Here is an 18,062-nt window from a genome sequence, read left to right as displayed (position 1 = left end):
AGGGTTACGGCCGGGAGGGGCTTGCCGGGGCAAGCCGGATCAGTGGGGCTGCGTGCTTCACCCGGGAAGTCTCGCAGCGGATGGACGGATTATCCGCAGCCCGCGCCGGGCAGTGAAATCAACTCTGACTATGCTGCTGATAGGCGACGGCGCTGCGTCGCAATGAAGCGGGGGTGATCAGGTTGAGGCATTTGCCGCACAGGAATGGTGCGGTGCGTGCGGTGTGAATATCCAACCTGTTGAAATCAAAGCGTTTATGCCGATGGCACGGGCCTTGCGATGGCCTGCATGTCCGGAGTGACAAGGAGTACGGCATGATCCGCACCAGTTTTGATGAAATGTACGATGCCAGCGGCGTGGTTCGCCCGCATTACCGAGAGTTCGCCCGCTGGCTGGCAGAAACACCCGAGGAACTGCTGGCCCAGCGGCGACGCGAGGCCGATCTGCTGTTCCATCGCGCCGGGATTACGTTCACGCTCTATGGGGACGAGCAAGGGACGGAGCGCCTGATTCCCTTCGACACCATTCCGCGCAGCATTCCCGCCAGCGAGTGGCGGATCGTCGAGCGCGGCTGCATCCAGCGGGTCAAGGCGCTGAATATGTTTCTCGCCGACCTCTATCACGAGCAGCGCATCATCAAGGCCGGGATCATTCCCGCCGAGCAAGTGCTGGCCAACGAGCAATACCAGTTGGCGATGCAAGGGCTGGATCTGCACCGCGATATCTATTCGCACATCTCTGGCGTCGATCTGGTGCGCGACGGCGACGGTACCTACTACGTGCTTGAGGACAACCTGCGCACGCCCAGCGGCGTGAGCTACATGCTCGAAGACCGCAAGATGATGATGCGCCTGTTCCCCGAGCTGTTCGCGGCCCAGCGCATCGCACCCATCGACCATTACCCGAACCTGTTGCTCGATACCCTGAAAAGCTCAAGCCCTCTCGATGACCCGAGTGTCGTGGTACTGACGCCGGGACGATTCAACAGCGCATTTTTCGAGCATGCATTCCTGGCCCGGGAAATGGGCGTGGAACTGGTTGAGGGCGCCGATCTGTTCGTGCGCGATGACAAAGTCTACATGCGCACCACGGACGGTCCCAAAGCGGTGGATGTGATTTATCGCCGTCTCGACGATGCATTTCTCGATCCACTGGCGTTCCGTCCGGACTCGATGCTTGGCGTGCCGGGATTGCTGTCGTCCTATCGTTCCGGCAACGTGGTTTTGGCCAATGCGATCGGCACCGGCGTGGCGGACGACAAGTCGGTGTATCCGTTTGTCACCGAAATGATCCGTTTCTACCTCGATGAAGAGCCGATCCTGCAGAACGTGCCGACTTGGCAATGTCGCAACCCGTCTGAACTCTCCCATGTGCTGGCCAATCTTGCGGATCTGGTGGTCAAGGAAACCCAGGGCTCCGGCGGATACGGAATGCTGGTGGGACCGGCGGCGACGGCGGCGGAAATCGAAGCGTTCCGCGAGCGGATCAAGGCCAGGCCCCACGCCTACATTGCGCAACCCACGCTGTCGCTGTCGACCTGTCCGACCTTTGTCGAAAACGGCATTGCGCCGCGCCATATCGACCTGCGTCCGTTCGTATTGTCCGGTCGCGAAACCCGGGTCGTGCCCGGCGGTTTGACCCGTGTCGCCTTGCGTGAAGGCTCTCTGGTGGTGAACTCATCCCAGGGCGGCGGAACCAAGGACACCTGGGTGGTCGAGGATTGAAGGAAGCCTGCCATGTTAAGTAGAACTGCCTCGGATCTGTACTGGATGTCGCGTTACCTGGAGCGGGCGGAAAACCTCGCCCGCATGCTCGATGTCAGCTATTCGCTGTCGCTGATGCCGCAGGACGGCCGTGGTGATGGCCTGCATGAACTGGCGATGCCGCTGATGATCACCGGCACCCTGGATGATTACCTTGAGCGCCACGGCGAGCTGCATGCCGAGCGATTGCTGCATTTCTTCGCCCTCGACGCTGCGAACCCGGCGAGCATCTACAGCTGCCTCGGCGCGGCACGAGCCAGTGCCCACGCGGTGCGCGGGCGGATCACCGCCGACATGTGGGAGAACATCAACGCCACCTGGCTGGAGATCCGCGGGATCGCCAACCAGGGCCTCAGCCGCTATGGCATGAGCCGTTTCTGCGAGTGGATCAAGGAACGTTCGCACCTGTTCCGCGGTGCGTCCTACGGCACCATCATGCGCAACGACGCGTTTCGCTTCATTCGCCTGGGCACGTTCATCGAGCGGGCGGACAACACGTTACGGCTGCTCGACGCCCGCTATGAAATGGCCGGCGATCAGGCCGAGGCGGTCAGTGACGGCACCGCCCACGCCTATTACCAGTGGAGTGCGTTATTGCGGGCGCTGTCGTCGTTCGAGGCTTACACCGAGATCTATCGCGACGCACCCGGCGCCCGGCATGTCGCCGAGTTGCTGCTGTTGCGTGCCGACGTGCCGCGCTCCTTGCGGGCCTGCACCGAAGAAATCGACCAGATCCTCGCGCAACTGCCAGGGGCCAACGGTCGCCCGGCGCAACGGCTGGCGGCGGAAATGGACGCACGCCTGCGCTACACCGGCATCCACGAAATCCTCGAGGAAGGGCTGCACGCCTGGCTCACCGAATTCATTCCACTGGTGCGCCAGTTGGGCAACGCCATTCACAGTTCCTATCTGGAGGCCGCATGAGACTTTCCATCAGCCACGAAACCACCTATCACTATGAAGATCAGGTGCGGGCGAGCATCCAGTACCTGCGCCTGACCCCTCACGACAGCGAACGCCAGCATGTGCTGAGGTGGCAACTCGACCTGCCGCGCCCGGTGCGGGCCCAGCTCGATCCGTTCGGCAACATCCTGCATGTCCTGACCATGGACGAACCCCATGAAGCGATCATCATCGGTGCCCGAGGGCAGGTCGATATCGACGAAAGGCGCGAAGCGGAACATGAGCGCCAGTCGGCGCTGCCGTTCCTGCGTTTCACCCGGCTGACCGAGGCGGACGAGGCGTTACGGGCGTTTGCCGAGAAGTCCTGCAAACAGCGGCGCGACCGCACTGCGCTGATCGACTTGATGCATGGCTTGAACCAGCACATGACCTATACGCCGGGATCCACCGAAGTCGATACCAGCGCCGCCGAGGCGTTCGCCGGGCGGGCGGGTGTCTGCCAGGATCATGCCCACGCGTTTCTGGCCTGTGCACGCAGTCTGGGGGTGCCGTCGCGGTATGTGTCGGGCTATCTGTACAGTGAGGATTGCGAACACCTGGCCAGCCACGCCTGGGCCGAAGCCTGGATCGATGACGCCTGGTACAGCTTTGATGTGACCAATGAACTGGCGCGGCCGGAGCGGCACTTGAAACTGGCCGTGGGGCTGGACTACCTGGATGCCTGCCCGGTGCGGGGCATGCGCCGGGGTGGCGGGGCAGAGCAGATGCATGCGAAGGTGCTGGTCTCGCCGACCCCGGTCATCTCGGTGCAACAACAATAGGCTGTGGGGAGCGAGCCTGCTCGCTCCCACAAGAAATGTCTCACGGTTTAACCTTGCGCCCGGCCATGTGCTGCAAATACCCCACCAGTTTCTGCAGATCCGCATCCGGCAATACATCGGCGGAGAACCCCGGCATCTTCGCCTGCGGCCACTGGCGCAAGCTCTGCGGATCGCGGATATAGCGCTTGAGAAAGTCCGCGCCAAAGTATTCGGTCGGGTTGTACGGAATATTCAGATCCGGCCCGAATTGCGCATCCCCCGCACCATTCAGTCGATGACAGGCCAGGCAGTTTTTCTGGAACAGTGCAAACCCCTGATTCACCGGGTCATCGGCCTTCAAGGCAGGATCCGGCAGCAGGGCAGGGAAGCGTTCGGCCACTGGAGCCATGCGTTTGATGCTCGCCACTTCGAATGGCCATTGTTCCGGACTGATATTGCCGGCCTGCGGATCGGTCCACACCAGGTAAAAGGGCCCGGCGCTGTGCTTGCCTTCCGACAGCGGCGGCCACGGGTGGGCCGGGTCTTCGATGGCCAGCCAGGCCCGGGAACCTTTGGTGTCGAGCAGCGGCGCAGCGGCCAGCTCGGCGGCAAAGCCGTCCAGTGCCACGGCTTGCAGGTGATCTTCGGGTTTGATGCCGGTCAGCAGCGCGGCAATCGGCACGGCGCGATAAGTCATGTCCTTCTTGTAGGACACATCATTCTTGATCGTGAGGGTTTGCACCTGAGGATGCTTGAGCAGTTCCTCGGTCTGCCAGGTGCGACTGTTCTCGCCCAATTGCAGATCCAGTTGAGCAGCAGACAAGGACATGCTCAGCAGCATGCCCCCAAACAGAATGAGTGCTTTCAATTGATCGCCGTCCATGTCGTGGAAGTGCGCAAAGAGTGGCACAGCCATGCTGGCCCGGATAGCGGGCCAGTCACATTTTGAGTGGCGATGAGCAACACCCGCCGCTTGAATCAGCCAATCACCTTGGTCAGGTTCGGCAAAATCAATAACAGCGTGGTGGCGAAAAGGATGAGCCCCGCTTGACGAACTTTCGGTTGTTTGAACATGGCTTGACCGCCTTTTTTGTTATTTCCTGATGCCTGCCTGCGTGTCCATGACGGCAAGCGCTGCACTTCCTGTAGAAGAACGCCTGCCTCGGCAAAACCCGACGACAACGACGTACATGTTCACCTTAGGGCCCGCGTCACGCTTGGCTTAGATCCATTTCACATGTATTTGCTACCAGTCGCGATTAAAAAGGCATGAGGCCCTTTGCCAGCTTCTTTGCCGACCTTTTGCTAGACAGCTCGGTGACCTGAACCGGTTAACCTGGCCGGGAATGACCGTCCGTCTGAGCGTGCACGTCAACGTCATTGAGCGCTGTGGTCATTGAATCCATGAGCGTCCCGGCCAAGAGTGGGAGCACGAATTTCACTCACCGCACAGGTTCGAGAACGCCATGACCCAAGCTTTGATTTTCGATGCGTTACGCACGCCCCGTGGCAGAGGCAAGGCCGACGGTTCGCTGCATAGCGTCAAACCGGTGAACCTGGTGGCCGGGCTGTTGACCGCATTGCAGAGCCGCACGGAGCTGGATACCAGCCAGGTCGATGACGTGGTGCTCGGTTGCGTTACGCCGATTGGCGACCAGGGCGCGGATATCGCCAAGACTGCCGTGCAAGTGGCTGACTGGGACGTCAGCGTCGCTGGCGTACAGATCAATCGCTTCTGCGCCTCTGGGCTGGAAGCGGTGAACCTGGGCGCGATGAAAGTGCGTTCCGGATACGAAGAGCTGGTGGTGGTCGGCGGGGTTGAATCCATGTCTCGCGTGCCAATGGGCAGTGACGGCGGCGCCTGGGCGCTGGACCCGCAAACCAACCTGCACAGCCATTTTACCCCGCAAGGTGTCGGTGCCGACCTGATCGCCACTCTTGAAGGTTTCAGCCGTCAGGACGTCGACGCCTACGCGCTGCACTCGCAACAGAAAGCCGCCCGTGCCCGGGCCGACGGTTCGTTCGACAAGTCGCTGGTGCCGGTGCAGGATCAGAACGGCATCATCCTGCTCGATCATGATGAATTTATCCGTGCCGAGTCGACTCTCGAAGGCCTGGGCAAGCTCAAGCCGAGCTTCGAGATGATCGGCCAGATGGGTTTCGACGCCACGGCGCTGCGGGTCTACAGCCACGTCGAGCGGATCAACCATGTGCACACACCGGGCAATAGTTCGGGCATCGTCGATGGTGCGGCGCTGATGCTGATCGGCTCCGAGGCCAAAGGGCGCGCATTGGGTCTGCGACCTCGGGCACGAATTGTCGCCACAGCGGTCACCAGCACCGACCCGACCATCATGCTCACCGGCCCGGCGCCGGCCACCCGCAAGGCGCTGGCCAAGGCGGGGCTGCGGGTCGAAGACATCGATCTGTTCGAGGTCAACGAGGCGTTTGCCTCGGTGGTGCTGAAGTTCATCAAGGACATGGCCGTCGACCCGGACAAGGTCAACGTCAATGGCGGCTCGATTGCCATGGGCCATCCGCTGGGTGCCACCGGTTGCGCGATCCTCGGCACCTTGCTCGATGAACTGGAAGCTCGACGCCTGCGCTACGGCCTCGCGACGCTGTGCGTCGGCGGCGGCATGGGTATCGCCACCATCATCGAACGCCTCTGACCCTCAGGAACCTTGTCATGACCCAAGCCATTCGTTACGAAAAGGGCCAGGACGGCATCGTCGTCCTGACCATCGACATGCCAGGCCAGAGCGCCAACACCATGAACGCGGTGTACCGCGAGGCCATGGCCGAAAGCGTCGCCCGATTGCAGGCGGAAAAAGATGACATCGCCGGGGTGATCATCACGTCGGCCAAGAAAACCTTCTTCGCCGGTGGCGACCTGAATGAACTGATCAAGGTCGGCAAGCCCGAAGCCAAGGCTTTCTACGACATGGTGCTGACCCTCAAGGGCCAGTTGCGCACCCTGGAAACCCTCGGTAAACCGGTGGTCGCGGCGATCAACGGCGCGGCGCTCGGTGGCGGCTGGGAAATCTGCCTGGCTTGTCATCACCGCGTGGCGTTGGACGATGCCTCGGTGCAACTCGGTCTGCCGGAAGTGACCCTCGGTTTGCTGCCGGGTGGCGGCGGGGTGGTGCGCATGGTGCGCATGCTCGGCATCGAAAAAGCCCTGCCGTATCTGCTCGAGGGCAAGAAAGTCCGTCCGCAGCAGGCGCTGCAGGCGGGCTTGATCGATGAGCTGGCGGCAAATCGCGATGAACTGTTGGCCAAGGCCAGGGCCTGGATTCTGGCCAATCCTGCGCCAATGCAACGTTGGGATGTGAAGGGCTATCAAATTCCCGGCGGCACGCCGTCGAACCCGAAAGTCGCGCAGATGCTGGCGATTGCGCCGTCGATCCTGCGCACAAAGACCCAGGGCACGTTGCCGGCGCCGGAGAAAATTCTCTGTGCAGCAGTGGAAGGCGCGCCGGTGGATTTCGATACTGCGCACCTGATCGAAACCCGTTACTTCACCGAACTGACCACCGGCCAGATCTCGAAAAACCTGATCGGCACCTTCTGGTTCCAGCTCAATGAAATCAATGCCGGCGGTTCGCGTCCGCTGGGCCTTGCACCTTATGTAACGAAGCGTGTGGGTGTGCTCGGCGCCGGGATGATGGGCGCCGGCATCGCTTATGTCAGCGCCTCTGCCGGAATAGAGGTGGTGCTCAAGGACATCAACCTCGCGGCTGCCGAGAAGGGCAAGGCGCATTCGGCAACGCTGCTGGACAAGAAAGTCGCTCGCGGGCAGATGACTGCCCAGCAGCGTGAGGCGGTGCTGGCGCGTATCCGGACCACTGAAAACGATGCCGATCTGGCGGGTTGCGATCTGATCATCGAGGCGGTGTTTGAGGATCGTCAGCTCAAGGCCAGGGTCTCGGCAGCGGCGCAGCAGGTGGTCGGTGCAGACGCGGTGATTGCCTCCAATACTTCGACCCTGCCCATCACAGGTCTGGCGACGGCGGTGCCGGATCAGAGCAAGTTCATCGGTCTGCATTTCTTCAGTCCTGTGGAAAAAATGCCGTTGGTAGAGATCATCAAGGGCGCGCAGACCAGCGACGAAACCCTTGCACGCGGGTTCGATTTCGTCCTGCAAATCAAGAAAACGCCGATCGTGGTCAACGACAGCCGTGGCTTCTTCACCTCACGGGTGTTCGGCACGTTCACCAGCGAAGGCATTGCCATGCTCGGCGAAGGCATCAACGCAGCGATGATCGAGACCGAAGCGCGCAAGGCCGGGATGCCTGTCGGACCGCTGGCAATCTCTGACGAAGTTTCCCTCAGCCTGATGAGTCATATCCGCCAGCAAACGGCCAAAGATCTGCAAGCCGAAGGGAAACCGCAGATTGAGCATCCGGCTTTTGCCGTGATTGACTTGCTGCTCAACGAATACAAACGGCCGGGCAAGGCAGCGGGAGGCGGTTTTTATGAGTACCCGGCAGGAGGCCAGAAGCACCTGTGGCCCGAGCTGAAAACCCGTTTCGAAAAAGCCGACGGGCAGATTTCACCGAAAGATGTGCGGGACCGGTTACTGTTCGTGCAAGCCATCGAAACCGTGCGTTGTCTAGAGGAGGGGGTGTTGACCTCGACGGCGGATGCCAACGTCGGTTCGATCTTCGGCATCGGGTTCGCGGCCTGGACCGGCGGCGCGTTGCAGTTCATCAATCAATATGGCGTGAAGGACTTTGTCGCGCGGGCCCAGTACCTGGCTGAACAGTACGGCGACCGTTTCACACCGCCGGCATTGTTGCTGCAAAAGGCTGCCAGCGGCGAGCTGTTCTGACGGCGCGGGAAGCATTCCGGGGCTTGCCTTGCCGGGGGATTTCAGGGCAGGCTCTGGGGTGTGCATTATTCCCATCACGTGTCAGGAATTTTTTATGTCGCTACGCATCTGCATTCTGGAAACCGACATCCTGCGTCCGGAACTGGTCGATGAATATCAGGGGTACGGGCAGATGTTCCAGCGCCTGTTCTCGAAACAGCCGATCGCTGCCGAGTTCACGGTGTACAACGTGATGCAAGGCGAGTATCCCGCTGATGACCTGACGTTCGATGCGTACCTGGTCACGGGCAGCAAGGCGGACTCGTTCGGCACCGACCCGTGGATCCAGACCCTCAAGCAATACCTGCTGACCCGCTATGAACGCGGCGACAAACTGCTCGGCGTGTGCTTCGGCCATCAATTGCTGGCGCTGTTGTTGGGTGGCAAGAGCGAGCGTGCGACCCAGGGCTGGGGTGTCGGCACCCACAACTACAAGCTGGCGGCCAAGGCTCCGTGGATGAACCCGGTGCGTGAAGAGCTGACGCTGCTGATCAGCCACCAGGATCAGGTGACGGCGTTGCCGGAGAACGCCACGGTGATTGCGTCCAGCGATTTTTGCCCGTTTGCCGCTTATCACATCAACGACCAGGTGCTGTGCTTCCAGGGGCACCCGGAATTCATTCATGACTATTCGCGAGCGTTGCTGGACCTGCGTCAGGAAGCGCTGGGCGAGCAGATCTACAGCAAGGGCGTGGCCAGCCTTGAGAACGATCACCACGGCACCACGGTGGCGGAATGGATGATGCGTTTTGTGGCGCACAAGCCAAACGCTGCTTGAACCGGAGCGCCCTCGTGTCGAGTACGGGGGCGCTTTCTGGCTTACAGCCAGCCTGACTTCTTGAAACTGGCCCACAGCCCCACGCAGCCCACCGTGATAAACCCCAGTACGGCGAAATAGCCGTAATGCCAGCTCAGTTCCGGCATGTTCTGGAAGTTCATCCCGTAGATCCCGGCGATCGCTGTCGGGAACGCCAGAATCGCCGCCCATGCCGCGAACTTGCGCTGCACCACACTCTGTCGTGACGCCTCCAGCAACACACCGATCTCGATGGTCTGGCTCGCAATCTCGGCCAGGGTGGTCAGGTCTTCCATCTGCCGTGTGACATGGATCTGCACGTCGCGGAAGTACGGACGCATGTTCTTGTCGATGAAGGGGAAGCTCAGCTTCTGCAATTCCTCGCCGATTTCCACCATCGGCGCTGCGTATCGACGCAGGCGCAGAACGTCGCGGCGCAGACCGTGCAGCTTCTGGATATCGTGCTCATTCAGCGCGCTGCACAACACATTGCGTTCCAGTTCATCGATCTCGGCGTGGATCGCTTCACCCACTGGCTGGTAGTTTTCAATCACGAAATCCAGCAGGGCATACAGTACGAAATCTTCCCCGTGCTCCAGTAACAGCGGTCGCGCCTCACAGCGCTGACGGACATGGGCGTAGGACGCGGAATGCCCGTTGCGGGCGGTGATGATGTAGCCCTTGCCGGCGAAAATGTGGGTTTCGATGAACTGCAGGATGCCGTGCTGGCGCACGGGTGAGTAAGTGACGATGAACAGGGCGTCGCCGAAGGTTTCCAGTTTCGGACGGCTGTGTTTTTCCAGGGCGTCCTCGATGGCCAGTTCGTGCAGGTTGAACTGGCGTTGCAGGTTGGCCAGTTCCTGGGCATTTGGCTCTTCGAGGCCGATCCAGACAAAATGCCCGGTCTTGGCCGCCCAGGCGGCGCCTTCGTCGAGGGAAATATTGGTGACTTTCTTACCGGCGCTGTAAACCGCAGCAGCAACAACTCGACCCATGGTGGTGGTTCACTTCTTCTTGGCAGATGACAGAGGAGACATGGCTTCAGCTTAGCCGTGTCGCTGCTTGAGAGTCAGTGAAATCTGCACAGTTCACCGGGCGAAAGGAAACCCGCACAAGGCGGGTTTCCTTTTTACGCGGCCTGAAGCTGTCGATCCATGTCATCGATGCACTCGCGCATCTGTTCACGGCATCGAGCGATGAGCATGGGCATGTCGTCCATGGTCAGGTCGGCGGTAGGAATCGCCGGCAGCGAGCGTATGAGAATTTTCCCGCTGCGCCAGCGGTTCAGACGCATGTGCTTGATGTAGCTGCTGACACAGACCGGAACGATAGGCACGCCGGCGGCGATGGCCATCTGAAACGCGCCTTTCTTGAATGGCAGCAGTTCTTCGCCCAAGTTGCGCGTGCCTTCCGGAAATACCCAGATCGAGGTGTCTTTGTGCTGCAAGGTCTCGGTGGTTGTCAGCATCGACCGGCGGGCCTTGTGCGCATTCCCACGATCGATCAACACATTGCCGGAGAGCCAGAACAGCTGCCCGAACAGCGGAACCCATTTCAGGCTCTTTTTGCCGATGCACACGGTTCGACGCGGCACCACATTGCCGAACACGAACAGGTCATAGTTGGACTGGTGATTGGCGATGATCACGCAACTGGCGGGCTTGTTCATCAACGATCCGACATCGGCCTTCACCCGCAGACGCAAAATGCACATGGCCGGCAATGCATAGAGGCGGGCACACAAGCGACTGTTATCCGGATTGAAGGGGCGGCACAGTCCGAGGATCAGCCCTAGCACGCCCGCAAGAATAAAGTGCAGGCCCATCAACAACATACGAAACATGAACAGCATTTTCAGGCCCACCGGGACAAAAGGTGGCGCAGTGTACGGATGTGCACTGTTTTCGGCAATTGCCGTTATAGAGTCAGGAGATAGGCGATGTTTAAGCACATGTTTCCGACTTGTCGGTCAGAGGCGTCCTAGAGCTTCTGCAGAAATTTAAACCTTGCGCGTAAGAAAAAGCCCGACGCGACGGTCGGGCTTTTCTGTACCGAGCTGAAGAGGATTCAGCCCAAGTGTTCCTGATCCTGGATGATGGCGTTATCCAGGGTTTCCAGCAGGGCCTTGCGAACCTTGAGCTTGGTGTTCTTGTGCGCGTTCATGTTGATCTTCTTCAACTGACGCGCTGCGGCGAGGGCGGCACCTTGCAGTTCTTCGGCAGAAACCACCTTGTCGAGGAAACCGGCATCCACAGCGCTTTGCGGATCGAACATCTCACCGTTGATCACCGAGCGGTGGAACGCCGAGCGGCGCAGGCGATCACGGGCCAGCTCGATCCCGGCGTGGTGCATGGTCATGCCGATCTGCACTTCGTTCAGGCCGATGCTGAACGGGCCGTCGACACCGATGCGGTAATCGGCGGACAACAGAATGAACGCACCTTTGGCCACGGCATGACCCGGGCAGGCCACGATCACCGGGAACGGGTGCGACAGCAGGCGACGGGCGAGGGTCGACCCGGCGGTTACCAGCGACACGGCTTCTTTGGGGCCGGCGGTCATGACCTTCAAATCGTAGCCGCCCGAGAGAATGCCCGGCTGGCCGGTAATAATCACGATTGCACGATCCGCCACCGCCTGATCCAGCGCCGCGTTGAAGGCCGCGATCACGTCCGGGGAAATGGCGTTGACCTTGCCGTTGCTCAGGGTCAGAGTCGCGATACCGTCTTCGAGGTGGTAGGCAATCAGGTCGCTCATGGCGCAATTCCTTATACGAAAGATGGGCAGACGTTACCCAGCGTCGCCGGTCAGGTAAAGCACTGTGACTGACTTGCCGGTCACCGATTGCCGTCTGCTGTACAGGCTGCTGCGGGTTCGCCGCTTCATGGGAGGGTTTCGCCGACCGGAGAATGGCCGGTTTGCCATGATCCGAAATGCGCAGAACGGCTGAATGTCTTAACCACATGAAAATTCTGAAAAAAAGTTTGCCATCGGAAAAGCTTTCGACTACATTAGCGCGCCTCGACAGACAGAACATGTTTGAAGAGATACGGTGAAGTGTCCGAGTGGCTTAAGGAGCACGCCTGGAAAGTGTGTATACAGGAAACTGTATCGAGAGTTCGAATCTCTCCTTCACCGCCAAATTCGATGTAAACAAAACCCCTGGTTTCGAAAGAAACCAGGGGTTTTGTGCATTCCGGGGTCCGGATTTTTGGTTGCCCAGCCGGGTTCGGCTTCATTTTGCCGGGGCGGTACAATCGCGGTTTTATCTGTATGTAAAAGGACGACTTCCATGATCATTTCCACCACCCACTCCATCGAAGGCCGGCAGATCACGGCGTATCTGGACATTGTCAGCGCCGAATCGGTGCAGGGCGTGAATGTGATTCGCGATATGTTCGCCGGGATGCGCGACTTTTTTGGTGGGCGTTCGCAGACGCTGGAGCGCGCGTTGAAGGAGGCGCGTGTTCAGGCGACTGACGAGATCAAGGAACGTGCACGGTCCTTGCAGGCCGATGCGGTGGTCGGTGTGGATTTCGAGATCAGCATGCCGGCGGGGAAGGGCGGGATGGTTGTGGTGTTTGCGACCGGTACGGCAGTCAAGCTGCGCTGAGCCGGATTTGCGAATGACAGGCCATTCGTCGGGCTTCGGGTGATATGAACCACAAGTCCAGGAATGACCGGCTAGTCTCAAAAGCCTTGGAGGTCGATATTTTTTCAGGCAAAAGGGTCTTGCCGGTATCGGCCCGCTTTTGAAAGGGGTGAAGAAATGACTGATCCGTACATCGAAGACGACGGGGCTGAATTTCCATTCAACAATTGCGTGCGCTGCGGCCAGACCGAGTATCAGGCTGGCTTTGGCGAGGATCCGGTGCAGACCGGCAAGATCAAGTCCACGGCGCCCAAGGGGCCCAAGGCAAAGTTTTTGCCCAGGGTGACGACCCGTTCCAGAAAGTAATCAGGATGCCACACAGCCCCCGCCATTGAGCGGGGGTTTTTGTTAATGATTGTCGAGAGTTCTGTCCTACAAAAATTGCGTATTCGTCCGGTTTCTTTCACAAACTTTTCACACCCGTCTACGTAGGGTGAAGCCATCCGTTAGAAAGCAAGTCTCCAGCCCGTCTCCCCAGCGGGCTTTTTTTTGCCCGACATAAAACCTTTTTGATAATCGCTGTCCAATCGGCGCCAAGTGCGCGGCAGTGCTGGACATTGCCGCTGCAACAGCATTCAATCTGCGCCCTTTTTTCTTCCTTTTGTTGAGGTTTTCGTCATGCGTTTAACTCTGCCTGCTCTGGTTCTGGGGCTTCTGGTTGCTCAAGGTGCAATGGCCGGCGACGGTACCGCCGCACTGGGTGGCGGTCTGGGTGGCGCGCTCGGTAACGTGGTTGGCCAGAAAATGGGCGGCAGCACCGGTGCAGCGATTGGAGCCGGCGTAGCAGGGGCGGCCGGCGGTGCCTTGGCAGCGAAGAAAGGTGCCCGCACCAAAGCGGCCATTGGTGGCGGCGTTGGTGCGGCAGGTGGTTCGATCATCGGCAACAGCCTGGGTGGCAAGAACGGTGCAACCATCGGCGCAGGCCTGGGTGGCGCAGCGGGCGGCGCAGTGGGCAGCAGCCTGTCCAAGGGCCACAAGCGCCACTGATTGAGAATGCGTGTCTGAAAGGCCCGGCTATATGCCGGGCCTTTTCGTTGCTGAACGTTTTTCCCGAATTCGCCTCCAATTGCGTATAGCCCGTTCTCCGGGCGTACCGTCCCGATCCGGGACCTGTGAGGTCTGTATGCGATCGACATTAACTGCGTTGGTTTTAGGATTGCTCGTGGCCCAGGGCGCCATGGCTGCCGGCGATGGTTCCGCGGCGGTCGGCGGTGGTCTGGGGGGTGTGCTGGGTAACGTGGTCGGTGGACAACTTGGCGGCAGCACCGGCGCGGCAGTCGGGGCCGGTGTCGGCGGCGCGGCCGGCAGCGCCGTCGGGGCAAACAAACGCAATCGTACGGAAGCCGCCATTGGCGGCGGCCTCGGAGCGGCCGGCGGTTCGGTGCTTGGCAACAGCGTCGGTGGATCTACCGGCTCGGCTGTCGGGGCAGGACTCGGTGGTGCGGCGGGTGGTGCCATTGGCAACAGCCTGGGTGACGATGGTGGACGGTCGCATTCCGGTGGTGGCCACAAGCACAAACACAAATATCGTCACCGCTGACCGAGCGGATCTGAAACCCGGCCCTGTGCCGGGTTTTTTGTGTTCGCATGCAACGCGCTGGAACGTTTGGCGACCATACTTTTCGAACGTCTACACGCTGAACTCCCGAGGTGCGCCATGACTCCCGAAACCGCAGGCAAGGAAGAAAAAGGCCCGAGCGGGCTGCCGTTTATCAATGATCCGGGGAATGAGGATCCGGGGTCGTTGATGGATGATGCGACGGTTCCGCTTTGGGAGGGGGAAGGGGAAGAGCTGGAGTATGAGGATTTCGATGATGATGAGTGACGCGCTTTCGCTCCCTTGAGCTGTTGCTCAACCTCGACCACGCTCGTTATGCTGCTGAACCCTTTAATCAGATCCGAGCAGCGGCAGCCTATGCCGCCCGGGATGTCTTTGATAACGGATCCGATGATGAATGCACCGCTGAAGGCGTTCGGCCCGATCAAGGCCGTGATTTTCGATATGGACGGTTTGCTGCTGGACACCGAGGGCATTTACACCGAGGTCACCTCGCTGATTGCCGAGCGTTACGGGCGCACTTTTGACTGGAGCATCAAGCAGAACATCATCGGGCGCGGGGCTGGCGATCTGGCGCGCTATGTGGTCGAGGCGCTGGATCTGCCAATCACCGCCGAAGAGTTTCTGGTGATCCGCGAGCCGCTGATGCGCGAGCGCTTTCCCACCGCGCAAGCGATGCCGGGGGCCGAGGAACTGATTCGTCACCTAAAGGCACACAACATTCCGATTGCCGTCGGTACCAGTTCATCGCGCCAGTCGTTCGGCCAGAAAACCACGTTGCACCGCGACTGGTTTGCGTTGTTCGACTTCATCGTCACCGCCGACGATCCGGAAGTCGGTGCCGCCAAACCGGCACCGGACATTTTCCTCACGGCGGCTCGCCGCTTGGGTGTGGCGCCGGAAGATTGTCTGGTGTTCGAGGATTCGCCGTTTGGCGTGACGGCAGCAAAAGCGGCGGGCATGACCGCCATTGCGATTCCGGATGCGGCCATGGCCGATGAAAAATACGCACATGCCGACGGAATTCTTCGTACGTTGAAAGCGTTCACGCCAAGTGCCTGTGGGTTGCCGGCGCTCGATTGGGCCTGACCAGACCGCAGATAAAAACGCCGCCCCTCCATTGAAGGAGGGGCGGCGTTTTTCGATCACTCGAAACAATCAGGCGCCGAAACCACCGTCGACAGTCAGGCTGGCACCGGTGATGTATCCGGCTTCCGGGCCGGCCAGGTAGGCGACGAAGCTGGCGATTTCATCGGCTGTGCCGTAACGACCGACCGCCATCAGCGGAATCAGGCTTTCGGCAAAGTCGCCATGGGCCGGGTTCATGTCGGTATCCACCGGACCGGGCTGCACGTTGTTGACGGTGATGCCCCTTGGTCCGAGATCCCGCGCCAGGCCTTTGGTCAGACCGACCAGCGCGGACTTGCTCATCGCATACACACCGCCACCGGCGAAAGGCATGCGGTCAGCGTTGGTGCTGCCGATATTGATGATGCGCGAGCCTTCGCCCATGTGTCTGGCGGCTTCCTGGCTGGCGATGAACACGCTGCGTACGTTGATCGCCAGGGTCTGGTCGAAGTCTTCCAGTTTGAAGTCTTCCAGCGGAGCGACCGCCAGCACACCGGCGTTGTTGACCAGTATGTCGAGGCGACCGAAGGTTTCGACGGTCGCGTTCACGGCGTTGCGGATAGCGCCGGCATCGGCGCTGTCGGCCTTGATCGCCAAGGCTTTGCCGCCGGTAGCGGTGATGCTGTTCTGCAGTTCTTCAGCCTTGGCGGCGGAGCTGACGTAAGTAAAGGCAACCGCGGCGCCTTCAGCGGCCAGGCGTTTGACGATGGCGGCACCGATACCGCGAGAGCCGCCTTGAATCAGAGCGACTTTACCGCTGAGGTGTTGAGTGGTCATGTTCGATCTCCAGAAGTTTCAAGGCGGGATGCCTTGTGGTTGGAGCCGAGTATCGGCCTCGCATCGACAACCGTGTAGACCATGATTGCTATAGTCTGTGTAAACCAGAAGTTTATAGTGAGGATCATGGAAACCTTCAGCAGTATCGAATGCTTTGTGCGTAGCGCCGAAGTCGGCAGCTTTGCCGAGGCCGCCCGACGCTTGAGCCTGACCCCGGCGGCAGTCGGCAAGAGTGTGGCGAAGCTCGAGGCGCGGCTGGGTGTACGGCTGTTCCAGCGTAGTACACGGAGTCTGACGCTGACCGAAGCCGGTCAACTGTTTTTGAGTCAGATCAGTGGCAGCCTGACGACCATCCAGAATGCCGTTGCCAACCTGTCCAGCGTTCAGGGGCTTCCGGCGGGGTCGCTGAAAGTCAGCATGGGTACCGCTTTCGGCTGCCTGTATGTCGTGCCGATGCTGGGTGAGTTCCTGCGGCGATACCCGGCGATCAGTCCGGACTGGCATTTCGATAACCGGCAGGTCGACCTGATCGGGCAGGGCTTCGATGCGGCCATCGGCGGGGGATTCGAATTGCCTCAAGGCGTGGTTGCTCGCCGGTTGAGTCCGGCGCATCGAGTCCTGGTGGCATCGGCGGACTATCTGCGCAACCGTCCAGTGATCAGCGAGCCGGATGATCTCAGGCATCACGACGGTATTCTGATTCGCTCGCCGCAAACCGGACGCGTGCGCTCCTGGCAACTGACCGGGGGCAATCCGCAGAATTGTCGCCCGTTGACGCTCCAGGCACGCATGACCCTGAGCGACTCCCAGGCCGCCTGCGCCACGGCGGCGCAAGGGCTGGGGATTGCACTGGTGAGCATGCCCTTCGCCGTGGGCTATCTTGAGGCGGGGACCTTGCAGCGAGTCCTGCCCGACTGGTACGTCGACGACGGCAACATCTCCATTTATTACGCCGAGCACAAACTGCTGCCGGGCAAGACCCGGGCGTTCGTCGATTTCGTCATCGAGCAGTTTTCAGCCCGGGGGCTGGCAGAGCGATTCAACGCGCAAAACGCGCTGGCCAGCCGATGATGGTTTTCGGTCGCGGTGTCGCATACGTCCGCACCTTGGAGGTTGAGAGGCCCAAACGCACCAGCGATTCGGCGATGGTGACAGCCGCGGTGACGCCATCGATCACCGGCACTCCGGTACGTTGACGGATCTTTTCATCGAGCCCGGCCATGCCGCCGCAACCCAGGCAAATCACTTCGGCTTTATCCTGAGTCACCGCCAGTTCGGCCTGATGCACGATCGCTTCCAGCGCCCGTTGCGGTTCATGTTCCAGCTCAAGCACCGCGAGGCCGCTGGCCCGCACCGAGGCGCAGCGGTCCCACAGGCCGGACAGTTTCAAGCGGTCCTCGATCAGCGGTACGGTGCGATCCAGCGTGGTGACCACCGAATAGGCGTGGCCCAGAAACATCGCGGTACTGGCGGCCGCATCGGTGATGTCCACTACCGGCACGTTGAGCAATTCCTGCAAGCCTTCGCGACCGTGCTCGCCGTAGCCGGCCTGGATCACCGCGTCGAACGGCTGGTCGTAGGCCATCACCCGGTCCATGACGGCGATGGCTGCCAGATAGCTTTCGAAATTGCCCTCGACGGAGTCCGCCCCGAAATGCGGCGTCAGGCCGACAATCTCGGTGCCTGGAGAGGCGACCGCCCGAGCCGAGCAGGCGATGGCTTGGGTGATGGATTCGGTGGTGTTTACGTTGACCACGAGAATACGCATGAGAAGTCCTTATTACGGTTGGTTCTGCGGCCCGGCGAAGGGCC

At 60.3% G+C, this 18,062-nt stretch carries 19 protein-coding genes and 1 tRNA gene; 14 read left to right on the top strand and 6 right to left on the bottom strand.

Going from position 1 to position 18,062, the window contains the following annotated elements; all coding sequences use genetic code 11:
* Positions 1-314 precede the first annotated feature (314 nt).
* From ACK6BI_RS21230 to ACK6BI_RS21220, 3 genes are read left to right on the top strand one after another with little or no spacing between them, the layout of a single operon-like run.
* The gene (locus ACK6BI_RS21230) at positions 315-1,724 is read left to right on the top strand and encodes a circularly permuted type 2 ATP-grasp protein (protein ID WP_409318586.1); all 1,410 of its coding nucleotides are present in this window, start codon (positions 315-317) and stop codon (positions 1,722-1,724) included.
* A gap of 12 nt (positions 1,725-1,736) precedes the next feature.
* The gene (locus tag ACK6BI_RS21225) at positions 1,737-2,687 is read left to right on the top strand and encodes an alpha-E domain-containing protein (RefSeq protein ID WP_065258049.1); all 951 of its coding nucleotides are present in this window, start codon (positions 1,737-1,739) and stop codon (positions 2,685-2,687) included.
* A complete protein-coding gene (locus ACK6BI_RS21220) occupies positions 2,684-3,487 on the top strand; it encodes a transglutaminase domain-containing protein (protein ID WP_409318585.1) in 804 nt (267 codons plus the stop codon). The genes ACK6BI_RS21225 and ACK6BI_RS21220 overlap by 4 nt, the downstream gene beginning before the upstream one ends.
* 40 nt (positions 3,488-3,527) lie before the next feature.
* Here ACK6BI_RS21220 and ACK6BI_RS21215 read toward each other — a convergent pair whose 3' ends face one another.
* Entirely contained in the window at positions 3,528-4,349 is an 822-nt protein-coding gene (locus tag ACK6BI_RS21215) for a c-type cytochrome (RefSeq protein WP_409318600.1), read from the bottom strand.
* Between the two features lie 583 nt (positions 4,350-4,932).
* Here ACK6BI_RS21215 and ACK6BI_RS21210 point away from each other — a divergent pair.
* From ACK6BI_RS21210 to ACK6BI_RS21200, 3 genes are all read left to right on the top strand, one after another.
* Entirely contained in the window at positions 4,933-6,138 is a 1,206-nt protein-coding gene (locus ACK6BI_RS21210) for an acetyl-CoA C-acetyltransferase (RefSeq protein WP_409318584.1), read from the top strand.
* A gap of 17 nt (positions 6,139-6,155) precedes the next feature.
* Positions 6,156-8,300 (top strand): 3-hydroxyacyl-CoA dehydrogenase NAD-binding domain-containing protein, encoded by a 2,145-nt coding sequence (locus ACK6BI_RS21205; protein ID WP_409318583.1) that lies wholly within the window; start codon positions 6,156-6,158, stop codon positions 8,298-8,300.
* Between the two features lie 94 nt (positions 8,301-8,394).
* Positions 8,395-9,117 carry an amidotransferase gene (locus ACK6BI_RS21200; protein ID WP_409318582.1) on the top strand — a complete coding sequence of 241 codons (723 nt, stop codon included), beginning with the start codon at positions 8,395-8,397 and terminating at the stop codon, positions 9,115-9,117.
* Between the two features lie 41 nt (positions 9,118-9,158).
* Here ACK6BI_RS21200 and ACK6BI_RS21195 read toward each other — a convergent pair whose 3' ends face one another.
* The 3 genes from ACK6BI_RS21195 to ACK6BI_RS21185 form a co-directional block, all read right to left on the bottom strand.
* Positions 9,159-10,130 (bottom strand): magnesium and cobalt transport protein CorA, encoded by a 972-nt coding sequence (locus tag ACK6BI_RS21195; RefSeq protein ID WP_409318581.1) that lies wholly within the window; start codon positions 10,128-10,130, stop codon positions 9,159-9,161.
* Positions 10,131-10,264: 134 nt separating this feature from the next.
* Positions 10,265-10,987 (bottom strand): 1-acylglycerol-3-phosphate O-acyltransferase, encoded by a 723-nt coding sequence (locus ACK6BI_RS21190; protein ID WP_409318580.1) that lies wholly within the window; start codon positions 10,985-10,987, stop codon positions 10,265-10,267.
* Positions 10,988-11,202: 215 nt separating this feature from the next.
* Positions 11,203-11,892, bottom strand: a complete 690-nt coding sequence (locus ACK6BI_RS21185) for a crotonase/enoyl-CoA hydratase family protein (protein WP_409318579.1) — start codon at positions 11,890-11,892, stop codon at positions 11,203-11,205.
* A 294-nt stretch (positions 11,893-12,186) separates the two neighbouring features.
* Between ACK6BI_RS21185 and ACK6BI_RS21180 the strand changes: the two genes are divergently transcribed.
* The 7 genes from ACK6BI_RS21180 (at position 12,187) to ACK6BI_RS21150 (ending at position 15,434) form a co-directional block, all read left to right on the top strand.
* A tRNA-Ser gene (locus ACK6BI_RS21180) sits at positions 12,187-12,276 on the top strand.
* Between the two features lie 151 nt (positions 12,277-12,427).
* Complete coding sequence (locus ACK6BI_RS21175; RefSeq protein ID WP_065258040.1) at positions 12,428-12,748, top strand: YbjQ family protein; 321 nt, start codon at positions 12,428-12,430, stop codon at positions 12,746-12,748.
* Between the two features lie 156 nt (positions 12,749-12,904).
* On the top strand, positions 12,905-13,093 hold the full coding sequence (locus ACK6BI_RS21170) for a hypothetical protein (RefSeq protein WP_065258039.1): 189 nt from the start codon (positions 12,905-12,907) through the stop codon (positions 13,091-13,093).
* Positions 13,094-13,405: 312 nt separating this feature from the next.
* On the top strand, positions 13,406-13,774 hold the full coding sequence (locus ACK6BI_RS21165; RefSeq protein ID WP_409318578.1) for a bacteriocin: 369 nt from the start codon (positions 13,406-13,408) through the stop codon (positions 13,772-13,774).
* 136 nt (positions 13,775-13,910) lie between these two features.
* A complete protein-coding gene (locus ACK6BI_RS21160; RefSeq protein ID WP_065258037.1) occupies positions 13,911-14,327 on the top strand; it encodes a glycine zipper domain-containing protein in 417 nt (138 codons plus the stop codon).
* Positions 14,328-14,444: 117 nt separating this feature from the next.
* Positions 14,445-14,612 (top strand): hypothetical protein, encoded by a 168-nt coding sequence (locus ACK6BI_RS21155; protein WP_409318577.1) that lies wholly within the window; start codon positions 14,445-14,447, stop codon positions 14,610-14,612.
* A 126-nt stretch (positions 14,613-14,738) separates the two neighbouring features.
* Positions 14,739-15,434, top strand: coding sequence for an HAD-IA family hydrolase (locus ACK6BI_RS21150; protein WP_007960113.1), 696 nt, complete (start codon positions 14,739-14,741; stop codon positions 15,432-15,434).
* A 69-nt stretch (positions 15,435-15,503) separates the two neighbouring features.
* Here ACK6BI_RS21150 and ACK6BI_RS21145 read toward each other — a convergent pair whose 3' ends face one another.
* Positions 15,504-16,250 (bottom strand): 3-oxoacyl-ACP reductase family protein, encoded by a 747-nt coding sequence (locus ACK6BI_RS21145; protein WP_065258035.1) that lies wholly within the window; start codon positions 16,248-16,250, stop codon positions 15,504-15,506.
* Between the two features lie 126 nt (positions 16,251-16,376).
* Between ACK6BI_RS21145 and ACK6BI_RS21140 the strand changes: the two genes are divergently transcribed.
* Entirely contained in the window at positions 16,377-17,321 is a 945-nt protein-coding gene (locus tag ACK6BI_RS21140; RefSeq protein ID WP_409318576.1) for a LysR family transcriptional regulator, read from the top strand.
* On the opposite strand, the gene ACK6BI_RS21135 is transcribed toward ACK6BI_RS21140, so the two are convergent.
* Complete coding sequence (locus tag ACK6BI_RS21135; protein WP_409318575.1) at positions 17,290-18,018, bottom strand: aspartate/glutamate racemase family protein; 729 nt, start codon at positions 18,016-18,018, stop codon at positions 17,290-17,292. The genes ACK6BI_RS21140 and ACK6BI_RS21135 overlap by 32 nt on opposite strands.
* Positions 18,019-18,062 lie beyond the last annotated feature (44 nt).

The organism is Pseudomonas sp. KCJK9016 (genome assembly GCF_046231795.1).
GTDB classification, from domain to species: domain Bacteria; phylum Pseudomonadota; class Gammaproteobacteria; order Pseudomonadales; family Pseudomonadaceae; genus Aquipseudomonas; species Aquipseudomonas bananamidigenes.
The sequence above is the reverse complement of the archived record's forward strand: the minus strand, read 5'-3'. Positions and strand labels throughout refer to the sequence as shown.

Bases quoted from the DNA above. Each gene is read 5' to 3' on its own strand.
- ACK6BI_RS21170 (WP_065258039.1), top strand. From the start codon at position 12,905: ATGACTGATCCGTACATCGAAGACGACGGGGCTGAATTTCCATTCAAC.
- ACK6BI_RS21200 (WP_409318582.1), top strand. From the start codon at position 8,395: ATGTCGCTACGCATCTGCATTCTGGAAACCGACATCCTGCGTCCGGAA.
- ACK6BI_RS21175 (WP_065258040.1), top strand. From the start codon at position 12,428: ATGATCATTTCCACCACCCACTCCATCGAAGGCCGGCAGATCACGGCG.
- ACK6BI_RS21160 (WP_065258037.1), top strand. From the start codon at position 13,911: ATGCGATCGACATTAACTGCGTTGGTTTTAGGATTGCTCGTGGCCCAG.
- ACK6BI_RS21165 (WP_409318578.1), top strand. From the start codon at position 13,406: ATGCGTTTAACTCTGCCTGCTCTGGTTCTGGGGCTTCTGGTTGCTCAA.
- ACK6BI_RS21215 (WP_409318600.1), bottom strand. From the start codon at position 4,349: ATGGACGGCGATCAATTGAAAGCACTCATTCTGTTTGGGGGCATGCTG.
- ACK6BI_RS21135 (WP_409318575.1), bottom strand. From the start codon at position 18,018: ATGCGTATTCTCGTGGTCAACGTAAACACCACCGAATCCATCACCCAA.
- ACK6BI_RS21210 (WP_409318584.1), top strand. From the start codon at position 4,933: ATGACCCAAGCTTTGATTTTCGATGCGTTACGCACGCCCCGTGGCAGA.
- ACK6BI_RS21140 (WP_409318576.1), top strand. From the start codon at position 16,377: ATGGAAACCTTCAGCAGTATCGAATGCTTTGTGCGTAGCGCCGAAGTC.
- ACK6BI_RS21155 (WP_409318577.1), top strand. From the start codon at position 14,445: ATGACTCCCGAAACCGCAGGCAAGGAAGAAAAAGGCCCGAGCGGGCTG.
- ACK6BI_RS21205 (WP_409318583.1), top strand. From the start codon at position 6,156: ATGACCCAAGCCATTCGTTACGAAAAGGGCCAGGACGGCATCGTCGTC.
- ACK6BI_RS21195 (WP_409318581.1), bottom strand. From the start codon at position 10,130: ATGGGTCGAGTTGTTGCTGCTGCGGTTTACAGCGCCGGTAAGAAAGTC.
- ACK6BI_RS21230 (WP_409318586.1), top strand. From the start codon at position 315: ATGATCCGCACCAGTTTTGATGAAATGTACGATGCCAGCGGCGTGGTT.
- ACK6BI_RS21220 (WP_409318585.1), top strand. From the start codon at position 2,684: ATGAGACTTTCCATCAGCCACGAAACCACCTATCACTATGAAGATCAG.
- ACK6BI_RS21190 (WP_409318580.1), bottom strand. From the start codon at position 10,987: ATGCTGTTCATGTTTCGTATGTTGTTGATGGGCCTGCACTTTATTCTT.
- ACK6BI_RS21225 (WP_065258049.1), top strand. From the start codon at position 1,737: ATGTTAAGTAGAACTGCCTCGGATCTGTACTGGATGTCGCGTTACCTG.
- ACK6BI_RS21185 (WP_409318579.1), bottom strand. From the start codon at position 11,892: ATGAGCGACCTGATTGCCTACCACCTCGAAGACGGTATCGCGACTCTG.
- ACK6BI_RS21145 (WP_065258035.1), bottom strand. From the start codon at position 16,250: ATGACCACTCAACACCTCAGCGGTAAAGTCGCTCTGATTCAAGGCGGC.
- ACK6BI_RS21150 (WP_007960113.1), top strand. From the start codon at position 14,739: ATGAATGCACCGCTGAAGGCGTTCGGCCCGATCAAGGCCGTGATTTTC.